18 protein-coding genes are annotated in these 22,129 nt (G+C 66.2%); 12 read left to right on the top strand and 6 right to left on the bottom strand.

Annotation, left to right across the window (positions count from 1 at the left end; translation table 11 throughout):
• From NZL82_RS12660 to NZL82_RS12640, 5 genes are all read right to left on the bottom strand, one after another.
• Positions 1-207 carry a ParD-like family protein gene (locus NZL82_RS12660; protein ID WP_261270113.1) on the bottom strand — a complete coding sequence of 69 codons (207 nt, stop codon included), beginning with the start codon at positions 205-207 and terminating at the stop codon, positions 1-3.
• A 43-nt stretch (positions 208-250) separates the two neighbouring features.
• Positions 251-616 (bottom strand): YbaN family protein, encoded by a 366-nt coding sequence (locus NZL82_RS12655; protein WP_261270198.1) that lies wholly within the window; start codon positions 614-616, stop codon positions 251-253.
• Positions 617-668: 52 nt separating this feature from the next.
• Entirely contained in the window at positions 669-2,777 is a 2,109-nt protein-coding gene (locus NZL82_RS12650) for a S9 family peptidase (RefSeq protein ID WP_261270112.1), read from the bottom strand.
• A 62-nt stretch (positions 2,778-2,839) separates the two neighbouring features.
• Positions 2,840-4,012 carry a Na+/H+ antiporter NhaA gene (gene nhaA, locus NZL82_RS12645; protein WP_261270111.1) on the bottom strand — a complete coding sequence of 391 codons (1,173 nt, stop codon included), beginning with the start codon at positions 4,010-4,012 and terminating at the stop codon, positions 2,840-2,842.
• Positions 4,013-4,131: 119 nt separating this feature from the next.
• Positions 4,132-5,148, bottom strand: a complete 1,017-nt coding sequence (locus tag NZL82_RS12640; RefSeq protein ID WP_261270110.1) for an alpha/beta fold hydrolase — start codon at positions 5,146-5,148, stop codon at positions 4,132-4,134.
• 115 nt (positions 5,149-5,263) lie between these two features.
• Here NZL82_RS12640 and NZL82_RS12635 point away from each other — a divergent pair, with 115 nt between their 5' ends.
• Positions 5,264-6,166 (top strand): LysR family transcriptional regulator, encoded by a 903-nt coding sequence (locus NZL82_RS12635; RefSeq protein WP_261270109.1) that lies wholly within the window; start codon positions 5,264-5,266, stop codon positions 6,164-6,166.
• Here the strand turns inward: NZL82_RS12635 and NZL82_RS12630 are convergent.
• Positions 6,137-7,405 carry a cation:dicarboxylate symporter family transporter gene (locus NZL82_RS12630; protein WP_261270108.1) on the bottom strand — a complete coding sequence of 423 codons (1,269 nt, stop codon included), beginning with the start codon at positions 7,403-7,405 and terminating at the stop codon, positions 6,137-6,139. The genes NZL82_RS12635 and NZL82_RS12630 overlap by 30 nt on opposite strands.
• A 190-nt stretch (positions 7,406-7,595) precedes the next feature.
• Here NZL82_RS12630 and NZL82_RS12625 point away from each other — a divergent pair, with 190 nt between their 5' ends.
• The 11 genes from NZL82_RS12625 to NZL82_RS12575 all read left to right on the top strand — a co-directional run bounded on the left by NZL82_RS12625 (position 7,596) and on the right by NZL82_RS12575 (position 22,088).
• Positions 7,596-8,390, top strand: coding sequence for a substrate-binding domain-containing protein (locus NZL82_RS12625; RefSeq protein WP_261270107.1), 795 nt, complete (start codon positions 7,596-7,598; stop codon positions 8,388-8,390).
• Positions 8,387-9,712, top strand: a complete 1,326-nt coding sequence (locus NZL82_RS12620; protein ID WP_261270106.1) for an MFS transporter — start codon at positions 8,387-8,389, stop codon at positions 9,710-9,712. The genes NZL82_RS12625 and NZL82_RS12620 overlap by 4 nt, the downstream gene beginning before the upstream one ends.
• 99 nt (positions 9,713-9,811) lie before the next feature.
• Positions 9,812-11,311 (top strand): OprO/OprP family phosphate-selective porin, encoded by a 1,500-nt coding sequence (locus tag NZL82_RS12615; protein ID WP_261270105.1) that lies wholly within the window; start codon positions 9,812-9,814, stop codon positions 11,309-11,311.
• Between the two features lie 60 nt (positions 11,312-11,371).
• A complete protein-coding gene (locus NZL82_RS12610; RefSeq protein WP_261270104.1) occupies positions 11,372-12,853 on the top strand; it encodes an MFS transporter in 1,482 nt (493 codons plus the stop codon).
• A gap of 76 nt (positions 12,854-12,929) precedes the next feature.
• On the top strand, positions 12,930-13,703 hold the full coding sequence (locus tag NZL82_RS12605; protein ID WP_261270103.1) for an SDR family oxidoreductase: 774 nt from the start codon (positions 12,930-12,932) through the stop codon (positions 13,701-13,703).
• A complete protein-coding gene (locus NZL82_RS12600) occupies positions 13,700-14,662 on the top strand; it encodes a glycosidase (protein ID WP_405051373.1) in 963 nt (320 codons plus the stop codon). The genes NZL82_RS12605 and NZL82_RS12600 overlap by 4 nt, the downstream gene beginning before the upstream one ends.
• Positions 14,663-14,997: 335 nt before the next feature.
• Positions 14,998-16,680, top strand: coding sequence for an alpha-L-fucosidase (locus NZL82_RS12595; protein ID WP_261270102.1), 1,683 nt, complete (start codon positions 14,998-15,000; stop codon positions 16,678-16,680).
• A 274-nt stretch (positions 16,681-16,954) separates the two neighbouring features.
• Positions 16,955-18,070: an ROK family transcriptional regulator gene (locus NZL82_RS12590; RefSeq protein ID WP_261270101.1), complete on the top strand. Its 1,116-nt coding sequence runs from the start codon at positions 16,955-16,957 to the stop codon at positions 18,068-18,070.
• Between the two features lie 190 nt (positions 18,071-18,260).
• Positions 18,261-19,223: an ROK family protein gene (locus tag NZL82_RS12585; protein WP_261270100.1), complete on the top strand. Its 963-nt coding sequence runs from the start codon at positions 18,261-18,263 to the stop codon at positions 19,221-19,223.
• Positions 19,216-20,592 carry a sugar porter family MFS transporter gene (locus NZL82_RS12580; RefSeq protein ID WP_261270099.1) on the top strand — a complete coding sequence of 459 codons (1,377 nt, stop codon included), beginning with the start codon at positions 19,216-19,218 and terminating at the stop codon, positions 20,590-20,592. Before NZL82_RS12585 ends, NZL82_RS12580 begins: the two co-directional genes overlap by 8 nt.
• Entirely contained in the window at positions 20,589-22,088 is a 1,500-nt protein-coding gene (locus NZL82_RS12575) for a glycoside hydrolase family 32 protein (RefSeq protein WP_261270098.1), read from the top strand. The genes NZL82_RS12580 and NZL82_RS12575 overlap by 4 nt, the downstream gene beginning before the upstream one ends.
• The last annotated feature ends 41 nt before the right edge of the window (positions 22,089-22,129 follow it).

Genomic DNA, 22,129 nt, shown 5'->3' with positions numbered 1-22,129 from the left:
TCAGGCGACCAGCGGCTGGGGCAGGGACAGGTCGGCCGCGGCCATCTGTGCCTTCACGATCTCATGGAAGCTCAGCGTCGGGTTGGCCTCGGCCAACATGCCCATCTTCATCCAGAATTCGGCCTGCGCGTTGATCGAGCGGCACATGACCGTGCTGGCGCGGCGGACCTCTTCGTGAAGCTGGTCGTCAATTTTTACAATACCCATATACGGACCGTATATGGTCCATATATCGGTGGGGCAAGTATGATCATGATCGGGCGGTCGGCCTGGTCAGGACGAAGGCCGCGCATCCCCCCATTACGATCGCAACGAATAGCGCCAGCGGCCATCGCGGTGCGGCTGTCAGCAGGAACAGGCCATAGCCAAGCGTGATCCCGCCACACGCCATCGTCTTGCCCCGGACCCCGATCGCCCCGTCCCGGCGCCACGCGCGCAAGGTCGGGCCGAAGCGCGGATGGTCGAGCAGCCACGCCTCCAGCCGGGGCGAGGATCGCGCGAAGCAGCCCGCCGCCAGGATCAGGAAGATCGTCGTCGGCATCAGCGGCAGGATCGCCCCGATCACGCCGAGGACAACGAACAGGCATCCCAGGATGAGCCAGCCGAGCCGTATCATCACGAAAACCTGACGCCCGGCGGGGGCAGGGTCGGCGAAAGGCGGCGGCGGGTCAGTTCGTCGCGACCCCGAGCTGAGACAGCATGAACGCCTGCCACTCCGCATTCTGACGGATGCGTTCGAACCGGCCCGACTTGCCGCCATGGCCCGCCTCCATATTCACCCGGAACAGGAGCGGGTTGCCGTCGGTCTTCTTCGCCCGCAACCGGGCGACCCATTTGGCGGGTTCGTAATATTGCACCTGGCTGTCCCACAGGCCGGTGCCGACATAGAGCGCCGGATACGCCTTGGCCGCGACATTGTCGTAGGGGGAGTAGCCGAGCATATAGTCGTAATAGGGCTTGTTCGCCGGATTGCCCCATTCGTCATATTCGAAGGTCGTGAGCGGGATCGAGGCGTCGAGCATCGTGGTGACGACATCGACGAACGGGACCTGCGCGATGATGAGCTTGTAATCCTGCGGCGCCATGTTCGCGACGCCGCCCATCAACAGACCGCCCGCACTGCCGCCCATCGCCGCGACCCGGCCGGGCGCGGCATATTTCTGCGCGACCAGATAGCGGGTCACGTCGATGAAGTCGGTGAAGCTGTTCCTCTTGTTCAGGAGGTGCCCGTCGTCATACCAGCCACGGCCCATTTCCTGCCCGCCCCGGATATGCGCGATGGCATAGACCACCCCTCGGTCGAGCAATCCGATCCGCCCGGCATCGACCGACGGGTCGGTTGAAATGCCATAGCTGCCATAGGCATATTGAAAGAGGGGCGCGGTGCCGTCGCGCTTCACGCCCTTGCGATAGACGATCGACACGGGGATACGCGTCCCGTCCCGCGCGGGTGCCCAGACGCGTTCGGTGACGTAGAGCGAGGGGTCGTAGCCGGGGACCGGCGTTACCTTCAGCATGCGGCGCTCGCCGGTGCGGGCGTTGATCTCATAGGTCGTGGTCGGCGTGACCAGCGAGCCATAGGTATAGCGGACCCAGGGCGTATCGGGCTCCGCATTGGTCGACAGGCCCATACGATAGGCGGGTTCGTCCGCCTTGACGGGGATGGACTTGCCCGCATCGGTCAGCAGGCGGATCATCCGGTTGCCGCCTTCGCGCTGGTCGATTGCAACGAAGCCGTCGAACGGCTTGAAATCCTCGATGAACACCGTGTCGCTGGCCGGTACCAGATCGCGCCAGGCGGCGACGCCCTTCGGCGCATCCCCATCGGCCAGCGTCACCAGCTTATAATTCTTCGCACCCCGATTGGTGCGGATGATCCAGCGGCCGCCGAGATGGTCGGCGCTGTAGCGGAACTCGCGCTCGCGCGGGGCGACGACGGTGAAAGTGCTCGGCGCGTTGGCGGGGGCGCAGCGTTGCTCGTCGCTGACCGTGCTCTGCACGCTGATGCAGATATAGCGGTCGTCGGTCGTTCGCCCGACGCCCATATTGAACGTGTCGTCCTTCTCCTCGTACAGCATCCGGTCGTCGCTGCCCGGCGTGCCCAGGACATGCGCCATCACCCGGTATCCGCGCAATGTGGTGGGGTCCTTGGCGATGTAGAGGATCGTGCGGTTGTCGGCGGCCCAGACGATATTGGGCTCGACATTGGTGACCGTGTCGGCGTAGATGCGGCCGGTCGCGATGTCCTTGACCTTCAGGACATATTGCCGCCGCCCGACCGTATCTTCCGCCCAGGCGACCAGCCGATTGTCGAGGCTGACCGCCCAGTCGGACAGCGAGAAGAAGTTATGGCCCTTTGCCATGGCGGGCTGGTCGAAGAGCAGGACGGCGGGCGCGGACGGGCTGCCCTTGCGGCGTTCGATCAGCGGATAGTCGGCGCCCGTCGCGAAGCGTGACGAATACCAGTATCCGTCCTTGCGATAGGGAACGCTGCTATCGTCCTGTTTGATGTGCGCGACGGTCTCGTCATAGAGTTTCGCCTGAAGCGGCTTGAGCGACGCGAGTTGCGCATCGGCATAGGCATTCTCGGCATTCAGATAGGCGAGCATTTCCGGATTTTTGCGGGTGTCGTCGCGCAGCCAGTAATATTCGTCCTCGCGTGCGCCATTGGGGGAGGGGACCTGATAGGGCTTCTTGGCCGCGATCGGCGGAGTCGCCTGTTGCGCGAGCGCGGGCATCGCCAACGCCATCAATCCCGCCGTCGCCATCCACCGCATCGCCGTCCCCCGTGCATTCGTCGGGTCGCAGGATGACGTTCCGACCGGGTACAGGCAAGCGCTTATCGGGCGGCCCGGCGCAGGACGAGAAAGCCCAGTACGCCGGACAGCAGCGATCCCGCCACCACCCCCAGCTTGGCCTCGGCCTGGAGCAGCGGATCGCCGGGAAAGGCGAGCAGGGTGATGAAGATGCTCATGGTAAATCCGATGCCGCAGAGCAGGGCGGTGCCCAGTATCTGCGCGCCGCTCGCATGCGCCGGGGCATCGGCCAGCCCGGTGCGTATCGCCAGCATCGTCATGCCGAAGACTCCCGCCACTTTGCCGATCAACAGCCCCAGGCCGACCCCCAGCGTGACCGGCGAGACCCATGCTCCGGCGGGCAGACCCAGCACCGGCACTCCGGCATTGGCGAGGCCGAAGATCGGGACGATCAGAAAACCGACCGGGCGATGCAGGATATGCTCCAGCCGGTGAAGCGGGCTGTCCTTCGTATCCGTCTCGCCATCGGGGCGGGCAGGGGTACGGGCCATGGGAATGGTGAAGGCCAGCAGCACCCCCGCTATCGTCGCATGGATGCCCGATCGTACCATGAACACCCATAACAGGATACCGACCAGCAGATAGGGCGTCAGGCGCCGCACGCCGAAGCAATTGAACAGCGCCAGCACGCCCAGCATCGCAGCCGCCCCGCCCAGGTCGATGGGCGATAGCGACGTGGAGTAAAAGGCTGCGATCACCGCCACCGCGCCCAGATCGTCGATGATCGCCAGCGCCGCGAGGAAGACCCGGAGCGAAGCCGGCACCCGGTTGCCCACGAGCCGGATCACGGCCAGCGCAAAGGCGATGTCGGTCGCCGCCGGTATCGCCCAGCCGGATGCCGTACCGCCGCGATTGAAGCCGAGATAGACGATGGCGGGCACGACCATGCCGCCCAGTGCGGCCAGCCCAGGCAGGATGCGACGGGACCAGGTGGAAAGCTGTCCGTCCAAGACCTCGCGCTTGATCTCCAACCCGACCAGCAGGAAGAAGATCGCCATCAGTCCATCATTGATCCAATGGCTGAGCGAGAGCGGCCCTAGATGCCGGTGGAGCAGCGCCTCATATCCGGCCGCGACCGGCGAATTGGCGAGGATCAGCGCGAGTAGCGCCGCCGCCATCAGCACCAGCCCGGCAGCGGTCTGGGAATCGAGGAAGCGGCGGATCGCGCTAACGTGCGCGGCACGGGAACGGGGCATGGCTTGTGGCTCCGGCAGGATCGGAACTCGCTGGCGGCCCGACCAGCGATCATCCTGCCCGTGTCTGGTTCACGAACACCCTGCGGCCCGTCTCGCATGAGCAGGGGGCAGCCGCAACATCATTCCTGCGCTCGCACAGGGGGAGAAGCGGTTTCTGGTTCCTGTCCTTTGCGGCGCGTTTGGGCAAAGCCGATGGCCATTGCCAGCAGTCCTGCAGCGGCGACGCCCGCGGCGACCTTCCAATGTCCGCCATCGTCCTCGCGATCGACGAACAGGTCCAGAAGATGGCGTGTCACCGCTTCGGGATTCTCCCGTTGTGGAAAATGGCCGACGCCGGGCAGCTCGACCATCGTGAACGACCCGGTGAACTTGCCCGGCACCTCCCGCGCGGTGGAGGGCGGGTTCACCCCGTCTACTTCGCCGTGCAGATACAGGGCAGGCAGCGAGAGCGTCTTCGTCGCCTTCACCCGGTCGGCCAGCCAGGCCCCACGCGGATCCGGCTGTGCCTCGTCCCAGCGCGCGCGGTAGCTATGGATGGTGACGGCTGGCCAGTCGGGATTGTCGAAGGACTTGGCAACTCGCGCGAACGTCGCATCGACGAACCAGCCGGGTGGCGACCAGTCGACCCAATGGATATGGGCAAAGCCGAGCCGATCGTCGCGCACCGCCTGCGCGCCACGCCGGGTCGCCATGAACCAATGATACCATTGACGCTGGGCCTGGTCGAAGGACGGCGTCGCCATGCCGCCCAGGCGTGGCGGCGTGCTGAGCATCGCCAGCCGCTGGACGCGCTCGGGCCAACCCACCGCCAGCGCTTCGGCGATATTCGAGCCCCAGTCGTGCCCCGCGACCATGAATCGGCCGATGCGCAGCGCATCCATCAGCGCGATCGCATCCAGTGCCAGGATCGCGCTGTCGCCGGTGCGGGGCGTATGGTCATGACGGAACCGGGTTGCTCCGAACCCGCGCAAGGTCGGTACCACCACGCGCAAGCCCGCCTGGGCCAGACGCGGCGCGACCTTGTCCCAGGTCGTCGCATCGTCGGGCCACCCGTGCAGCAACAGGACGACCGGCGCGCCCTCCGGGCCGTACAGGTCATAGGCGATGGACAGATGGTCGGTGGAAATGCTCGGCATCCCCGGGTAACCCCCGCGTCTCACCGCCGTTCCGTCGGCAGGGCGATGATGCTGTCGAGCCGGGGTATCAGCACGATGGTCGTCAAGCGGCGTCGGCGGTGTTAGCCTTGCGGGCATGATCCCGCTGAACTGCGAACTTCTGGACCTGCGCGCGCTGGTCGCGATCGCCGATGGCAAGAGCTTCCTGCGCGCCGCCGAGCAGCTGAACCTGTCGCAGCCCGCGCTCAGCCGCCGGGTGCAGAAGCTGGAGGCGACGGTGGGAACGCCCCTATTGGAGCGGACCACGCGCAGCGTCCGGCTGACCCCGGCGGGACAGGAGGTCGTACCGCTGGTTCGTCGCCTGCTGGAGGAGATGGACGGATCGCTGCTCGGCATGATGGCGCTGGGTGAGCGACAGGCGGGGCGGCTGACGGTGGCCAGCATCCCCAGTGCCACGGTCCGCTTCCTGCCCGACGTGCTGGAGCAGTTCGCGCAGGAATATCGCAATGTCCGGGTCCGCGTGCTCGACCTGTCGGCGACCGAATGCGCCGAGGCGGTGCGGACCGGCGAGGCGGAGTTCGGCATCACCTTGCCCGTCACGTCGGACGGGGACCTGGTGTTCGAGCCGTTGACCGACGATCCCTATGGCCTGGTCTGCCGCAAGGACGATCCCCTGGCGGATATACCCGACCCGAGCTGGCAGGACCTGGTCGGCCTGCGGCTGGTGACGGTGCATATGGGTAGCGGCAACCGGACCGCGCTGGAGGCAGGGCTGGCGCGCGCGGGGGTGGAGCTTCGATGGTTCTATGAGGTGACGCGGCTCACCTCGGCGCTGGCGCTGGTGCAGGCGGGGTTGGGGCCGTCGGTGCTGCCGCAACTGGCCTGTCAGGGGCCGGACGCGCGCGATCTGGTCTGGCGGCCGCTGAAGGGGGCGGAGGTGACGCGGACGATCGGCGTATTGCGGCGCTCCTCGGCACCCTTGTCGCCCACCGCCTCGCGGCTGATGGCGCTACTCGTCGCGGCGTGGGTCACCGGTTAGCCGCCCGCCGCTCCAGCGGGTGACGAGCAGCGAGGCGGCGACATTGGCGGTGCCGCTGGTCAGTGCGCGGATTTCGGACAGGAAACGGTCGACCGCGATCAGCATCGCGGCGGCCCCGACCGGCACGTCGGGGAGCAGCGACAGGGTAAGCAGCAGCGCCGAAAAGCCGCTGCCCGTCACCCCTGCCGCCGCCTTGGACGTGATGAGCATGACGCCCAGATAGACCATGATCCGCTCGGGCGAGAGCGCGACGCCCAGCGCCTCGCCCAGGAACAGCGTGGCGACGATCAGATAGACCGCCGTCCCCGCCAGATTGAGCGAATAGCCCAGCGGCACGGTCAGCCCGACCACGCTGCGCGGACAGCCCAGCCCCTCCAGCTTTTCGATCAGCCGCGGCAGCACGACCTCGGTCGAGGAGGTGCCCAGCACGATCAGTATCTCGTCGCGGAAGGTACGGAGCAGCGTTCCGGCCCGCACGCCCGTGGTCAGGCGGATGGTCAGCACCAGCACCGCGATCAGCAGACCGCAGGCCAGCGCCAAGGTCGCGATCAGCAGGCCCAGCGAACCGATGAAGGCGATGCCATAGGTCCCGACCGTATAGGCGATCGCCCCGAACGCCCCGACCGGCGCAGCGCGGATCAGGAAGCCGAAGATGGCGAACTGCAACCGGGTCAGCGCCTCGATGGCGCGGACGATCGGCGCGCCCGCCTCCCCGATGCGCAGCAGGCCGAACCCGACCAGCCCCGCGACGAACAGCACCGGCAGGACGTCCCCCGCCGTAAAGGCGGAGAACAGCGTGTCGGGGACCATCCGCACCAGAAAGTCGCCCGGCCCGGTGATATGCCGCCCCGCCAGTTGCCGCTGCACTTCACCCGCTGCCTCAGCATAAGCGGGCAGGGGAAGCCCGCGTCCCGGCTGCATCAGCACCGTCACCCCCAGCCCGATGCCGAGCGCCGCGATGGTGATGCCCAGAAAGACGATCAGGCTGCGCAGCACCGTCGCCCCGGTCTCGCGCGCGGCGCCGTGGCGGACGATCCCCTCGACGATGGTGCAGAACAGGACGGGTGGCACCATCATCCGCATCGCCTTGACGAATGCGATGCCCAGCGCGCCTAAATCGCGGCCGAAGCCAGGTACCAGATAGCCGATCGCGGTCCCTGCGGCGATGCCGAGCAGCATCCGAACATACAGGTGACGGAACAGGCGCAGCTTGGTTCTCCAGTTATGCGTATCGCGCATAAAGCGGACCGATCATTGCATTTGATCGATTGGCCGCCCGTAGTGCTTATTGGCGCGTAAGGCGTGGCGGCTCAAGCCTCCGCCCGAAAGAGAACCCGCCGGAAGCGGGGCGGAAGAGAGGTTTCCGATGAAAGTTGAACCATTTGAGCCGAAGACCCGGCGACCGCGGCCATCCCCGCGGCGCGGCGCTTTGCGTGCCGTCCTGCTATTGGGGCTGGCATCGCTCGCCGGCCCGGCCTTTGCCCGCGATACCAAACCGGTTGCGGTCCGCGAGCTTCATGTCGTCACCTCGGGCGGCTTCACCGCCGCGTTCGAGGCGCTGGCCAAGCAATATGAACGCGACACCGGCGTTCATATCGTCACCGAACACGGCCCCTCGATGGGCGACACCCCGCAAGCCATTCCGAACCGCCTCGCCCGGCACGAGGATGCCGATGTGGTGATCCTGGCGCGCAGCGGGCTCGACAAGCTGGCGCAGGCGGGCACCGTCACGTCGGGCACCGTCACCGATCTGGGCCTGTCCAAGATCGCGGTCGCGGTGAAGGCGGGCGCGCCGACGCTGGACATCAGCACGCCCGATGCCGTGCGCGACACGCTGATCCACGCCAAATCGATCGCCTGGTCGGACAGCGCCTCGGGCGTGTATATCCAGTCGGCGATGCTCGACAGGCTGGGCATCGCCGATCAGGTCCGCCCGAAGGGCCGGATGATCCCCGCCACGCCCGTGGGCCAGATCGTCGCCAAAGGCGATGCCGAGATCGGCTTCCAGCAGTTGAGCGAGTTGAAGCCGGTTCAGGGCATCCGCATCATCGGCCTGCTCCCCGACGCGCTGCAAAAGGTCACGCCCTTTTCGGCGGGTGTCGTCGCCTATTCCCCGCATCAGGCCGAGGCGCGGGCGCTGATCGCCTATCTCGCCTCCCCCAAAGCCTATCCGATCATCCGCGACAGCGGATTGGAACCCGCTTCGCAAAAGGCCAAGCCATGACCCAGGCAACCGCATCCTTTGCCGCCGCCACCCCGGCGGCGGCACCCATTTCCGCCGAACGCCGCAAGTCCGCCTTCAAGTCGATCTTTATCGTTGCCAGCGGCAACTTCCTGGAGATGTTCGACTTCATGGTGTTCGGCTATTACGCCACCTACATCTCCAAGGCGTTCTTCCCCACCGGCAGCGACTTCGCCTCGCTGATGCTGACGCTGATGACCTTTGGCGCGGGGTTCCTGATGCGTCCGGTCGGCGCGCTGGTGCTGGGCGCCTATATCGACAAGCATGGGCGGCGGCAGGGCCTGCTGCTGACGCTGGGCCTGATGGCGCTGGGCACGCTCGCCATCGCGGTCACGCCCACTTATGCGCAGATCGGCGTCGCGGCCCCCATCATCATCCTGGTCGGGCGGCTGGTGCAGGGCCTGTCGGCGGGTGTCGAGGTCGGCGGCGTGTCGGTCTATCTCAACGAGATCGCGCCGCCCGACAAGAAGGGCTTCTTCTGCTCCTGGCAGTCGGCCAGCCAGCAGGCGGCGGTGGTCTTCGCCGCGCTGATCGGTCTGCTCGTGTCGACCAGCCTGGACGCCGAGACGATGCAGGCCTGGGGCTGGCGCATCCCGTTCATCATCGGCTGCGTGATGATCCCGTTCCTGTTCGTCATCCGTCGCCACATGGAGGAGACCGAGGTCTTTCTGAAGCGCAAGGAGCATCCGCAACTCTCGCAGATCATGCGGACCATCGGCGGCAATTGGGGCGTGGTGCTTCAGGGTGCGCTGATGGCGGTGATGACGACCGTCTTCTTCTACATGATCACCGCCTATACCCCGACCTTCGGCAACAAGGTGCTGTCGCTGACGCCGGGTTCGGCGCTGTTCGTCACGGCGTGCGTCGGCGTCACCAATTTCATCCTGCTGCCGGTCATGGGTGCGCTGTCCGACCGGATCGGGCGTCGCCCGCTGCTCATCACCGCGACGCTGCTGGGGCTGGTGCTGGCCTATCCGCTGATGAGCTGGCTGGTCGCCGCGCCGAGCTTCGGGCGGCTGCTGACGGTCGAGCTGCTGCTTGCCGCGATCTACGCCACCTATAATGGCGCGTTCATCGTCTATCTGACCGAGGTCATCCCGGCGCACGTCCGCACCGTCGGCTTCAGCCTGGCCTATAGCCTGGCGACCGCGATCTTCGGCGGGTTCACCCCGGCGATCAGTACCGCGCTGATCGGCGCGACCGGTGACAAGGCGATCCCCGGCGCCTGGTGCGCCGCCGCCGCCCTCCTGTCCCTGCTGGCGCTGGTCATCGGATCGCGACTGACCAAGCGCGAGGTCCGTTAAGGACCGCCTCGGTCGCCGCGTCCCGCAAGGTCGGGCGCGGCGACCCATGAAGAGGCGGCGGCGACGATCCGCCCGCCCACCCCTTGAGAGGATGCCGTCATGTATCGAGGAGCCATGCTTGCCATGGGCCTGTGTACCGCCATGCCCGTTGCCGCCGAAACAGGACAGGACGATGTCGCCCGGCTGACCCGCCTGGTCGAGCAGCAACAGGCGCAGATCGCCCGGCTGGAGGCACGGCTGGCGGCGGTCGAGGGGCAGAAGGTCGCGGCTATGACCGCGCCGCTTGGTCAGCCGCTCGCCTCCGAGGCCCATCCCGCGCCGCCGCCGCAGGTGGCGGGCCAGACCGTCGCCCCGCCGCGCATCCCCCTGCCGCTGGGACAGGCGCTCCCCTCCGACGCGCATCCGCCTTCGCTCGACGCACGGCTCGCACGGATCGAGAAGGCGCAGAAGGACGGCGTCCATGTCGACTGGTCGAAGGGGACGCCCGAGTTCACCAGCGCCGACGGCAGATTCTCGTTCCGGCCGCGCGGACGTATCCTGGTCGACCTGGGCACCACCATGGGCAGTGACGTCGCAGCGCGTAACATCACCGCAACCCAGGCCCGATCGCTCCGGCTGGGGTTCGAGGGATCGGTCGGGCAGCATCTCTCCTATCTGCTGGAGGGCGATTTCGCCGACAACGACATCGCGATCAAATCGGCCTATCTCGCCTGGACGACTGGGTTCATGGGCCAGCAGGCCGAGTTCGCGCTGGGCAACCGGCTGAACGATCGCGGGCTGGACGGGTCGAGCGGCACCATCTCGGTCCCCTTTCTCGAACGCAATTTCGTCGCGCAGGGCATCATCCCGGTGCGCGGCTTTTTCGGGCTGGGCGCGGCGGCGCGCATCTATGGCGGTCGCTGGCATGTCGGCGTGCAGGTGTCGGGCGACGACATCAACAATCCGGGCACGGCCGGCGACGGCCTGACCATCGCCGCGCGTGCGCACTGGAACCCAGTGAAGACCGCGGACTGGCTGCTGCATCTCGGCGTCTGGGGCTTTCACGAGGACCTCGCGACCGACGTGACCCGCCCGACCCGCGCCATCGCGGTCGGCGGCTTCTACAACGACAATCTGCGCATTTCGGCGGGCAGCTTCCCCAATGCCAAGTCGGGCGACGGCTATGGATTCGAGTTCGGCGCGTTCCACAAGTCGCTTTGGGCCTATGGCGAATATGGCACGCGGACGCTTCGCAATGTCGCCGGGGTCTCGACCGACCAGGCCGCCTGGGCGGTGCAGGGCGGCTGGTTCCTGACCGGCGAGACCCCGCCCTATCTGACGCGCGGCGGGGTGTGGAGCCGTCCGCGCGTGCTGCGCCCCTTCACCTCGGGCGGCAGCGGTGCGGTCGAGCTGGCCACACGCTATGAGGAACTGGATTATAGCGACAATCCGACGGCGGGGCGCGGGACCGCGCTGACGCTGGGCGTGAACTGGTATCTGAACAATTTCGTTCGCCTGCAATTGAACGCTATCGACTGGTCGGTGGCGAACCCCGTTGCGGGCGTTTGGACGAAAGATCACGGCCAGACCTTGATCGGTCGGGCGCAAATCGCGTTCTAGGGGGGGCACGCGGCAGACGAATGGAACGAGATGCGGTGGAGACGGCGTAATTTGGCCTCGATGAGTGCGGACGTGAATGACGGCCTGGCCCCCGGAGTCGAGGCGGTGACCAGCGGCGCGCCCAAGTCGGAGCCGGCGCAGACGCGTGGCTACCGTGTCATCGCGCTCGTCGTCGCCTCCGCACTGTTCATGCAGCAACTGGACGGCACGGTGCTGACCGTCGCACTGCCGACGATGGCGCGCGACCTGGCGACGCCCGCGACCAGCCTCAGCCTCGCCTTGACCAGCTATCTGCTCGCGCTCGCCTTGTTCATCCCGGCGAGTGGGACGCTGGCCGACAAATTCGGGTCGCGCACCGTCTTCTGCTCGGCGATCGGGGTGTTCCTGATCGGGTCGATCCTGTGCGCGCAGTCGGGATCGCTGCCGACGCTGGTCGCCGCACGGTTCCTGCAGGGGATTGGCGGCGCGATGATGGTGCCGGTCGGGCGGCTGGTCCTGCTGCGCAGCGTCGCGAAGGAGGATATGGTCCAGGCATTGTCCTGGCTGGTCATGCCCGCCTTGATCGGACCGATATTGGGGCCGCCGCTGGGTGGTTTCATCGTCACTTGGCTCGACTGGCGCTGGATCTTCTATCTCAACATTCCGATCGGCATCATCGGGGTGATCGGTGCCTGGATGCTGGTGCCCGAGGTGCGCGGCGATGCGCGGACGCGGTTCGATGTGTCGGGCTTCGTCATGTCGGGCATTTCGCTCGGCTGCCTGTTGTTCGGTTTCGAACTGGCGAGCCGACCGGGCACGGGCTGGGTCGCACTGGGGCTGCTCGTCATCGGGGCGGCGTTCGGGTGGATCTATATCCGTCATGCCCGGCACACCGACGACCCGATCCTGGACCCGACGCTGATGCGCGTGCCCACCTTCCGCCTGTCGGTGATCGGGGGTTCGCTGACCCGTATTACGCAAGGGGCGCAGCCCTTTCTGTTGCCGCTGATGTTCCAGCTCGGCTTTGGCCTGAGCGCGGCCAAGACGGGTACTATCACCATGGCGGGCGCGATCGGCGCGCTGGCGATGAAGGCGCTCGCTCCCCGCGTCCTGCGTCGATGGGGCTTTCGCCGCAGCCTGATCGTGTCGGGACTGGTCAGCAGCGCAGGCTATGCCACCTGCGCACTGTTCCGGCCCGACTGGCCGATCGCGGCGATCACCTTCGTCCTGGCGCTGTCGGGCTTCTTCACCTCCTTCCAGTTCACCGGGTACAACGCCATTGCCTATGCGGATGTCGACAAGGACCGGATGAGCGCGGCGACCAGCTTCTATGCGACGTTCCAGCAACTGACCCTGTCGCTGGGTATCTGCACCGCCGCGACCGTGCTGGAGCTGGGGACGCTGGTCGAAGGGAAGGGCGGACCGACGCTGGGCAGCTTCTCGGCGGCGTTCGTGGTGGTGGCCGCGATCTCCACATCGGCGATCGTCTGGAACCGCCGCTTCGCCCATGATGCGGGCGCGGAGATGAGCGGCCATCATGGACGCGACGGGCACGAAGAATGACGAATCGGTAATGTCGTTCTTGCCCAGCAACGATCCAGGTTAAGAACCGTTACCGGCATTCATCCATAACGGGAATATGCCGGTGGTATCGCAGACGGTGATCGTGACGGGGGCAGAGTCGGGAATCGGCGCGGCCTGTGCCGAGGCGTTCGGCGCGACGGGCGCAAGGGTCGCGGTGCTGTTCCACAGCGATCAGGCCGCCGCCGACGTGACGGCGCAGGCGGTTCGCAAGGCAGGCGGCGAAGCGATCGCTGTCCAGGCGGAGGTGAATAACGAAGACTCGGTGGAGAAGGCCTTCGCCGCTGTCGAGGCGCAATGGGGCGCGGCGGATGTGCTGGTCAATTCCGCCGGGCTCAACATGTCGGGCGTGACGGTCCGCGACATGACGCTGGCCCAGTGGCAGCGGCTGATCGACACCGACCTGACCGGCGCCTTCCTGACCTCTCGCCGCTTCCTGACCGGGCGGGGTGAGGCCAAGGGCGACGCGGCGATCCTGCATATCTCCTCGATCCACGCCTATGCGGTGCGCGCAGGGGGAGCCGATTATTGCGCCGCCAAGGGTGGGCTGTCCAACCTGGTCGAGACTCTGGCGATCGAGGAAGCCCCGCGTGGCATCCGCGTGAACGCGATCGAGCCGGGCATGATCCTGACCCCGATGAACGCCAAGGCGCAGGCCGATCCGGTCTATCGCCGCACGCTCGAACAGAATATCCCGATCGGCCGGGCCGGAAACGCCTCGGAGGTGGCGGATCTCGCCGTCTTCCTGGCCTCCGACAAGGCGCGCTATATCACCGGCGCGCGGATCGTCATCGATGGCGGTCTGTCGCTGATGCAGGCGCTGGGCGCATGATGACGCCCGACGCCAACGGCCCGGTCGCCGATCCGCATCGCAAGGACCAGGTCGCCGATGCGCCGCTCGACCTGGACTTCAACGTCAAGCGTATCGAGCAGGTCACGCTCGACGGGCCGCCCGCGCTGATGGCTCGCGACCTGATGAGCCCCTATGTCTGGCGCGAGGCCGATGGCCGCTGGGGCATGATGGTCCGCGCGGTGGTGCGGCCCGGCGAGGTGCTGACCGACACCGGCGTCATCTGGTCGGGATGGAGCGAGGACGGGCGGCATTTCACCATGATGGATCGCCCCTCCATCATGCCGGGGCCCGGCGATCACGACGCGGGCGGGGTCGAGGACCCGACCGTGGTCCGGTCCGAACAGGGCTACATCGTCTATTATTCGGGGGTGCTCGCCGATCACGCGCATGGCGAACTGTCCTATGCGACCGGCCCCTCGCTTGATCGGCTGGTGAAAAGCGGTGTCGCGCTGGCGTCTTCCAAGTCGGAGGGCAATACCAAGGAGGCGACCGTCGACCGGACGGCGGATGGGCGCTGGCGGCTATTCTATGAATATGCCGCCGATAATGCCTCGCGCATCGGGCTGGCGATCGGTGCGGATGTCGCAGGCCCCTGGACCGAGCAGCCTACGCCCTTCATGCCGCGCGAGGATAGCTGGGACGACTGGCATCTGTCGACCGGGCCGCTGCTGACCGACGACAAGACGTGCCCCGTCATGTTCTACAATGGTGCGACCCGCGATGCGCGCTGGCGGATCGGCTGGGTGGCGTTCGACGAGCATTACACCTGCGTCGTTGCGCGCGGGATCGAACCGCTGATCCTGCCGCCCCCCGCCGATGATCGTGGGGCGACCGACATCGCCTTTGCTGCCTCGGTGGTGGTCGCACCGGATGGCATCTGGCTGTACTATTCGCTCGAAGACCGTCGCTTGTCGCGGGCGCTGATCCGCCGCAGCTGATCCGCCCGGCCATTGTTCCGCCGCATGAGCATCCACACGGCATCCGGCGGGCGCCACGCGGGACGAAGTCGATCGCTCGTTCGACTTCGATCCGGGCGGAGCGAGGAACGCGTGACGCTCGCGTCGGTCGATTTCACGCCCCAAGCTCATCCGGCAGAGCGACACTTGCCAATTGCCCCAAGCCTCGCCTAGCTTCGCATACCGAATACGAAATTGTATGGGTGAGAACGAGATCGGCGCGCCCATGGCGTGACGCCGGCGAGATCGATGCAAGGGGAGGGGGCCGCGTCGGACGCATGTGGCCGCCAGAATATTGTTGGTCGAGAAGGGCGGATATGACGGCGAACAGACGCGAGATGATCGGCGGCAGCCTAGCGGCGGCGGCTATGGCACCGGCGATCGCGTCGGCGGCAACCCTTCCCCAGCAAATGGGGGCTGGGCGCGCGCTGAAGGTTCCGCCTCCGGCGCGCTTCACGGCGAATTGGGGATCGTTGACCGCCGGATACAGCGTGCCCGACTGGTTCCGCGACGCTAAGTTCGGGATGTGGGCCCACTGGACCGCGCAATGCGTGCCGGAGGCGGGCGACTGGTATGCGCGCAACATGTATCTGCCGGGCACCCGCGCCTATGATCATCATCTCAAGACCTATGGTCATCCGGCCGATGTCGGTTTCATGCAGATCCAGAATAGGTGGAAGGCCGACCGCTGGGACCCCGGCCGGTTGCTCGACCTCTACAAGAAGGCGGGCGCCAAATACTTCATGGCGCTGGCCAATCATCACGACAATCTTGATGCCTATGACTCGAAATATCATCCTTGGAACACGATGCGGGTCGGGCCGCGCAGGGATATCGTCGGCACCTGGGAAAAAGCGGTGCGCGAGCGGGGACTTCGCTTTGCGGTATCGAACCACTCGGCCCATGCCTGGCACTGGAACCAGCCCGCTTATGGCTATGACCCCACGGGCCCCCGCGCGGGCGAACGCTATGACGCATGGAAGCTGACGGCGGCGCAGGGGCGTGGCCAATGGTGGCAGGGACTGGACCCGCAACAGCTTTATGTCGGGCGGCACATGCCCATGCCCGACGGCATCCGCACGGTCGAGGAAGCCAATGCCTGGCACGACGCGACTGACCTGATGTGGAACGAGGGGGTTCCGGCGGGCACGAACTTCGCCAGCAACTGGTTGCTCCGCGCCAAGGACCTGGTCCAGAAATACCGGCCCGACATGGTCTATTTCGACAATTTCGATCTGCCGCTGGAAAATTACGGGCTGGAATTCACCTCTTGGTTCTACAACCAGTCGATGCAGTGGAACCGGGGCAAGCTCGACGCGGTGGTGACCGCCAAGGTCACTCCGGCGCAGCGGCGCATGGGCATCGTCGACGACGTGGAGCGCGGCGGCAAGAACTATATCGAGCGCTTCCCGTGGCAGACCGATACCTGCATCGGCGGCTGGCATTACGACATCGATACCTACCGGAATGATGGCTATAAATCGGCGGCCAATGTCCTCCATACGCTGTGCGACGTCGTGTCGAAGAACGGCAATCTGATGCTGTCGGTGCCGATGCGCGGCGACGGGACGATCGACGACAAGGAAGAGAAGATCGTCGAGGAGATCGCCGAGTGGATGGGACGCAATGGCGAGGCGATCTATGGCAGCCGTCCGTGGAAGATCCACGGCGAAGGCCCGACCAAGCCGAATGCGGGCAATTTCTCGGAAGGTGGGCCCAAATCGGCCTATGGCGCCAAGGATGTGCGTTATGTCACCCGCAACGGAAATCTCCATGCGCTGGTGCTGGGCTGGCCCGAGGACGGCGTCGCGCGGATGACGTTGCTGGGCAGCGACAATCCGACCATGCCGGGACAGATTCGCCGCGTGACGATGCAGGGGGACCATAGCCCGCTGCCCTTCAAGCGGACCGGCCAGGCTTTGGAGGTGACGCTGCCGGAGCGGGCCCGCCACCCGATCGGCGTCGCGCTGATCATCGCGGGCGAGGGCATCACCGCCTGAACTTGATGCCAGTGCAAAGGGAATAGAGAATGTCCGGGCCGAGCGGTCTTCCGTTCGGTCCGGTGACCGGATGGCGCAGCCCGTCCATCCGTTTCGTCATTTCTTGCCGCCGGTGGACCAGCCTGTCGGTACACCCCGGCGGCGGGGGGCGCGGGATCGTCGGCAGCACGGCAAAATACGAAGCCTATCCGTCCTTAGGAGGGTTTCTTCGCCCAATTCCGTGTAAGGCTCGCAGGAAACTACAAACTTCACGGGAGAGGCTTGCCATATGCACATGGCGCGCAAGGGCACCAATGCCAGCGGAATGCGGCGGTATAACGAGCGGCTGATCCTCTCGGCGATCCGGCGGATGAACGGCGCGTCAAAGGCGGAATTGGCGCGGGTCACCGGTCTGTCGCCGCAAGCGGTCGTGCGGATCATCGACGAACTCGATAGCGAGGGCCTGCTGTTCCAGGCGGAGAAGCGAACCGGCGGCATGGGACAGCCGGCGACGGTTTACCGCATCAACGGCGCTCGCGGCTATACGGTGGGCGTCGAGATCGGCCGCAATGCGATGACCTTCGTCCTGTTGGATTTCGATGGACAGCAACGGGCCATGCATTGCGATACGGGGGCCTTTCCCAGCATCGAACTGGCCGTGCAGCGCATCGATCGCTTTCTGCACGACCATTTGCCTGCTTCGCTTCAGGACGCGCGGACCTTTTTCGGCGTCGGTATCGCGATGCCGTGGTTCCTGGGCGAGTGGCGCGACGAACTGGGCATTTCGGAGCATCAGGCGGCGGAATGGCGACGGGCCGACGTCGCGGACCGCCTGCGCGCCGGGCTGAACTGGCCAAGCTTCTTCGACAATGACGGCAATGCCGCGACCCTGGCCCATCTTCTGGGCGGGGCCGGTGTCGATCTGCAGAATTTCATGCTCATCAACCTTGGCATCTTCGTCGGGGGCGGGCTGGTGCTGAACGGACAGGTCGTACAGGGGCGGCATGGCAATGCGGGCGCATTGGCGTCGATGCCGATCATTGCGGATGGCCGCCGCGACGCGCTGATCCATCACGCGTCCCTCTATGATCGTGATCGGGCCAAGACACCGCAAGCCCTGGCGGCATGGCAAAGCCGCTGCGCAGAGGCGCTGGCCTTTGCAATTTCGGGGGCGAACAGCCTGCTCGATCTGGAGGCGGTGATCTTCGATGGATCGCTAGACGCGCGGGAACTGGCCGACCTTGTCGAGGCGGTGCGCCTGCATTTGCAGAAGGACGCGCCGCCCGACTTTTTCCTGCCCGATCTGCGTACCGGCTCGCTCGGAAAAAATGCGGCTGCCATCGGCGCCGGGCTGCTGCCGCTTCACGCCCAATATGCCCCCGATCTGAGCAGCTTGTTCAAGCGAGAATGATCTTGGAAGGGAAATCGAACGTAATCCGACAAACGATTGCATGGCATGTCGTTGGAAGTCAAGGATTTTCCCGCTTGACCTATTAAATCACACCAGTAGATTTAGTCCCATCGACCGTGGTAAGCGGCGTTGATGGGAGATGGATTATGGGAATGGCTTTGCCTGTTTCCGCGGCCGCAGAATGCGCCGCATGAGCGAGCCGCTGCTGTTGGGCGGTATCGAGGCCGGGGGCACCAAGTTCCTGTGCGCGGTCGCCGACCGCGACGGATCGACGCTGACGGAAACCCGGATCGCAACGACCACGCCCGCCGAAACGCTCGGCGCTGCGAGTGCCTTTTTTAACGAAGCGCAGCGTGTTCATGGCCGCCTGTCGGCCCTGTCGATCGGCAGTTTCGGGCCGCTGTCGCTCAATCCGCTCGCCCCCGATCATGGCTGCATCACCTCGACGCCCAAGCCGCATTGGGAGAATGTCGATCTGCTCGGTCATTTCCGCCGGAGCATCGACGTGCCGATGACGCTCGACACCGACGTGAATTGCGCGGCGGTCGGGGAAAGACTGTTCGGTAGCGGCCAGGGGCTCGACAGCTTCGCCTATGTCACGGTCGGGACCGGCATTGGTGTGGGCCTGTTGATCGGCGGGGTGCCGCATGGCGGCGCGAACCACCCGGAGGCGGGGCATATCCAGGTGCCGCGCGCGGCGGGGGATCAGGACTTTGCCGGTATCTGCCCGTTCCATGGCGATTGCCTGGAGGGATTGGCGTGCGGTCCGGCGATGCGCGCCCGCTGGGGCGTTCCCGCCGAACAGCTTCCCGCCGATCACGCGGCCTGGACGATCGAGGCCGACTATATTGCGGCCCTGTGCGCGACGCTGACCTATGTCGTCCGTCCCGATCGGATCATCCTGGGCGGCGGCGTGATGCAGCCGGCCATGTATCCGCGGGTGCGCCAGGCGCTGGTGGCGAAGCTCGCCGGATATGACGCCAGCATGCGGGCGATCGACATGGACGACTATATCGCCGCACCGACGGCGGGGGCTTCGGCGGGGCTGACCGGCGCACTGGCGCTCGCCTATCGCACCGTCACCCGCCAATGGCCGATGCATTGGCGCACGGCCGAAGCCTTTCAAACACACAAGGAGACGGTCGATGCATAGCATCACCACGCCGGCAGGGCGGCAGGACGGGGACGATGCACGGGCGACGGTCGCCATCATATTGAGCGCGGCCGGGGCGGCGCTGGGCGGGTTACTGTTCGGCTTTGACACCGCCGTCATCTCGGGCGCGACGCAGGCGTTGCAGACGCGCTTCGCGCTGACCGATGCATCGCTGGGCTTCACCGTCGCGTCCGCCCTGATCGGCACCGTCATCGGATCGCTGGTCACCGGCGCGCCCGCCGACCGATACGGGCGCAAGGCGATCATGCTGTCGGTCGCGATCGCCTATGTCATCTCGTCGCTGGGCACTGGTCTTGCGCAAAGCTGGCCGATGCTGATCGCGTTCCGCTTTCTGGGCGGCCTTGCGATCGGTGCGGCGTCGGTGGTGACGCCGATCTATATCGCCGAAGTGTCGCCCGCGCGGTTTCGCGGACGGCTGGTCGCGATGAACCAGCTCAACATCGTGCTCGGCATCCTGATCGCGTTCCTGAGCAACTATCTGATCGCGCAGGCGCTGCCGCCCGAACAGGCCTGGCGATGGATGTTCGGAATCGTCGCGGTACCCTCCGCCCTGTTCCTGGCGGTGACCTTCGTCCTGCCCGAAAGTCCGCGCTGGCTGGCGATTCACAACGATCGCGCCAAGGCGGCGGCGGTGATGACCCGGCTGGGCTTTCTCGATCCGCAGGCCGAACTGGTGAAGATCGAGGCCGCCGAGCGCCGTGATGCGGGGCAGGGCGATGCCCGGCTGTTCCAGAGCGCGTACAGCTTCCCGGTCGCCTGCGCCATCGCCATCGCGATGTTCAACCAGCTCTCGGGCATCAACGCGCTGCTCTATTACGCGCCGCGCATCTTCGAACTGGCGGGGGCGGGGGCCGACAGCGCGCTGCTCCAGTCGATCGCGGTCGGGGGGACCAATCTGCTCTTCACCGTCGCCGCCCTGTTCTTCATCGATCGGTTCGGGCGCAAGCCGCTGCTGATCGTCGGGTCGATCGTGTGCGCCGCTGCGCTGCTGCTGGTCGGTTGGCAGCTCGAACGCAGCGTTCCGAACGGTACGCTGATCCTGGGCGGCCTGCTCGCCTTCATCGCCGCCTTCGCGATCAGCCAGGGGGCGGTGATCTGGGTCTTCATCTCCGAAGTCTTCCCCAGCGCGGTGCGCGGCAAGGGACAGGCGCTGGGGTCCACCACCCATTGGGTCGCGGCGGCGGCGATCACCTGGCTTTTCCCGATCGTGGCGAGCGCGGTCGGCGGCTGGGTCTTCGCATTCTTCGGCGCGATGATGCTGCTGCAACTGGTCTGGACGCTGCGCGTGATGCCGGAGACCAACGGCGTCGCACTCGAAGACATGAACCTGAAGGGGCAGGCGGCATGAAGACCATCGCCCTCCTCGCGATGACCGGGATCGCGCTGGCCTCCGCCGCGTCGGCGCAGCGTCCCGATCCGCGCCCGACCTATCATTTCGCGCCGCAGCGCAACTGGATGAACGATCCCAACGGGCTCGTCTATTATGACGGCGAGTATCACCTGTTTTTCCAGTATAATCCGCATGGCGATCGCTGGGGCCATATGAGTTGGGGCCATGCGGTCAGCCGCGATTTGGTCCATTGGCAGGAACTGCCGATCGCCATCCCCGAGACCGCCGATGTCATGGCCTTTTCGGGCAGCGCGGTGGTCGACTGGAACAACACCACCGGCTTCGGCCGGAACGGCAAGCCGCCGCTGGTCGCCATCTATACCGGGCATAATCCCAAGGCGAAGCTGCAATCGCAATATGTCGCCTATAGCAATGATCGCGGCCGGACCTGGACCGTGCATGGCGAGGTGCTGAGCGTCGGATCGCCCGAGTTCCGCGATCCCAAGGTGTTCTGGCACGCCCCCACGAAGCGTTGGGTGATGGTGGCGGTGATGGCGCTGGAGAACCGCGCGGTCCTGTTCACCTCGCCTGACCTGAAGCAATGGACCTTTGCCAGCAGCTTCGGTCCCGCTGGCGGGCGGGGCAAGAACTGGGAATGCCCCGATCTGTTCGAACTGCCGGTCGAAGGCGGCGCGCCGGGCGAGAAGCGCTGGGTGCTGGGCATCAATCTCGGCGACAATGCGGTCGGCGGCGGTTCGGGCGGGCAGTATTTCGTCGGCGATTTCGACGGCACGCGCTTCACCCCGGTGCCGGGCTGGCCCGGCGAGGCGCAGTGGATGGACTATGGCGCGGACTTTTACGCCGCCGTGTCGTGGAACGACCTGCCCAAGGATGACCCGCGCCGCATCTGGATCGGCTGGGCGAATGACTGGCGCTATGCCGAGGCCATACCGACTTGGCCCGCCCGCGGACTGATGACCGTCCCGCGCGAGGTGACGCTGAAGAAGACGCCCGCCGGTTATCGCATCGCCCAGGCGCCGGTGCGCGAGGTGGCGAGCCTGCGCGGGGAACGACGGGATTTCGCCGCCACGCTCGGCGAAACGCCGGTGGATCTGCCGATCGCGGGCGGCTCGGCCGACCTGACGCTCGATCTCGACACCGGTACGGCGGAGCAGGTGACGATCGCCCTGACCGATGAACAGGGTTACCAGACGCTGATCGGCGTCAACCCGACCGTCGACGAGGTGTTCGTCGACCGCACCCGCTCGGGCCCGCATTTTCATGACGGTTTCGCCACCCGCCATATCGCGCCGGTCGATCTGAAGGGAAAGCGGGTGCGGCTGCGCGTGCTAGCCGACCAGTCGATCCTGGAGGTGTTCGTCGGCGACGGCACGCGCACCATTACCGACCGCTTCTTTCGCGGTGGCGGCCCGCTTCGCTGGAGTGCAAGCGCAAGGGGCGGATCGGCGCGACTGACGATGCAGGCATGGCCGATGACCGGGGGCTCGCGCTGACATGGCCGACTTCGTCATGACGGTGGAAGCGGCCGCGCCGG

This window comes from Sphingomonas sp. LC-1 (assembly GCF_025371035.1).
In the GTDB taxonomy this organism is placed as follows: domain Bacteria; phylum Pseudomonadota; class Alphaproteobacteria; order Sphingomonadales; family Sphingomonadaceae; genus Sphingomonas; species Sphingomonas sanguinis_E.
Note: the sequence above shows the minus strand (reverse complement) of the source record. Positions and strands in the feature narration are given on the sequence as shown.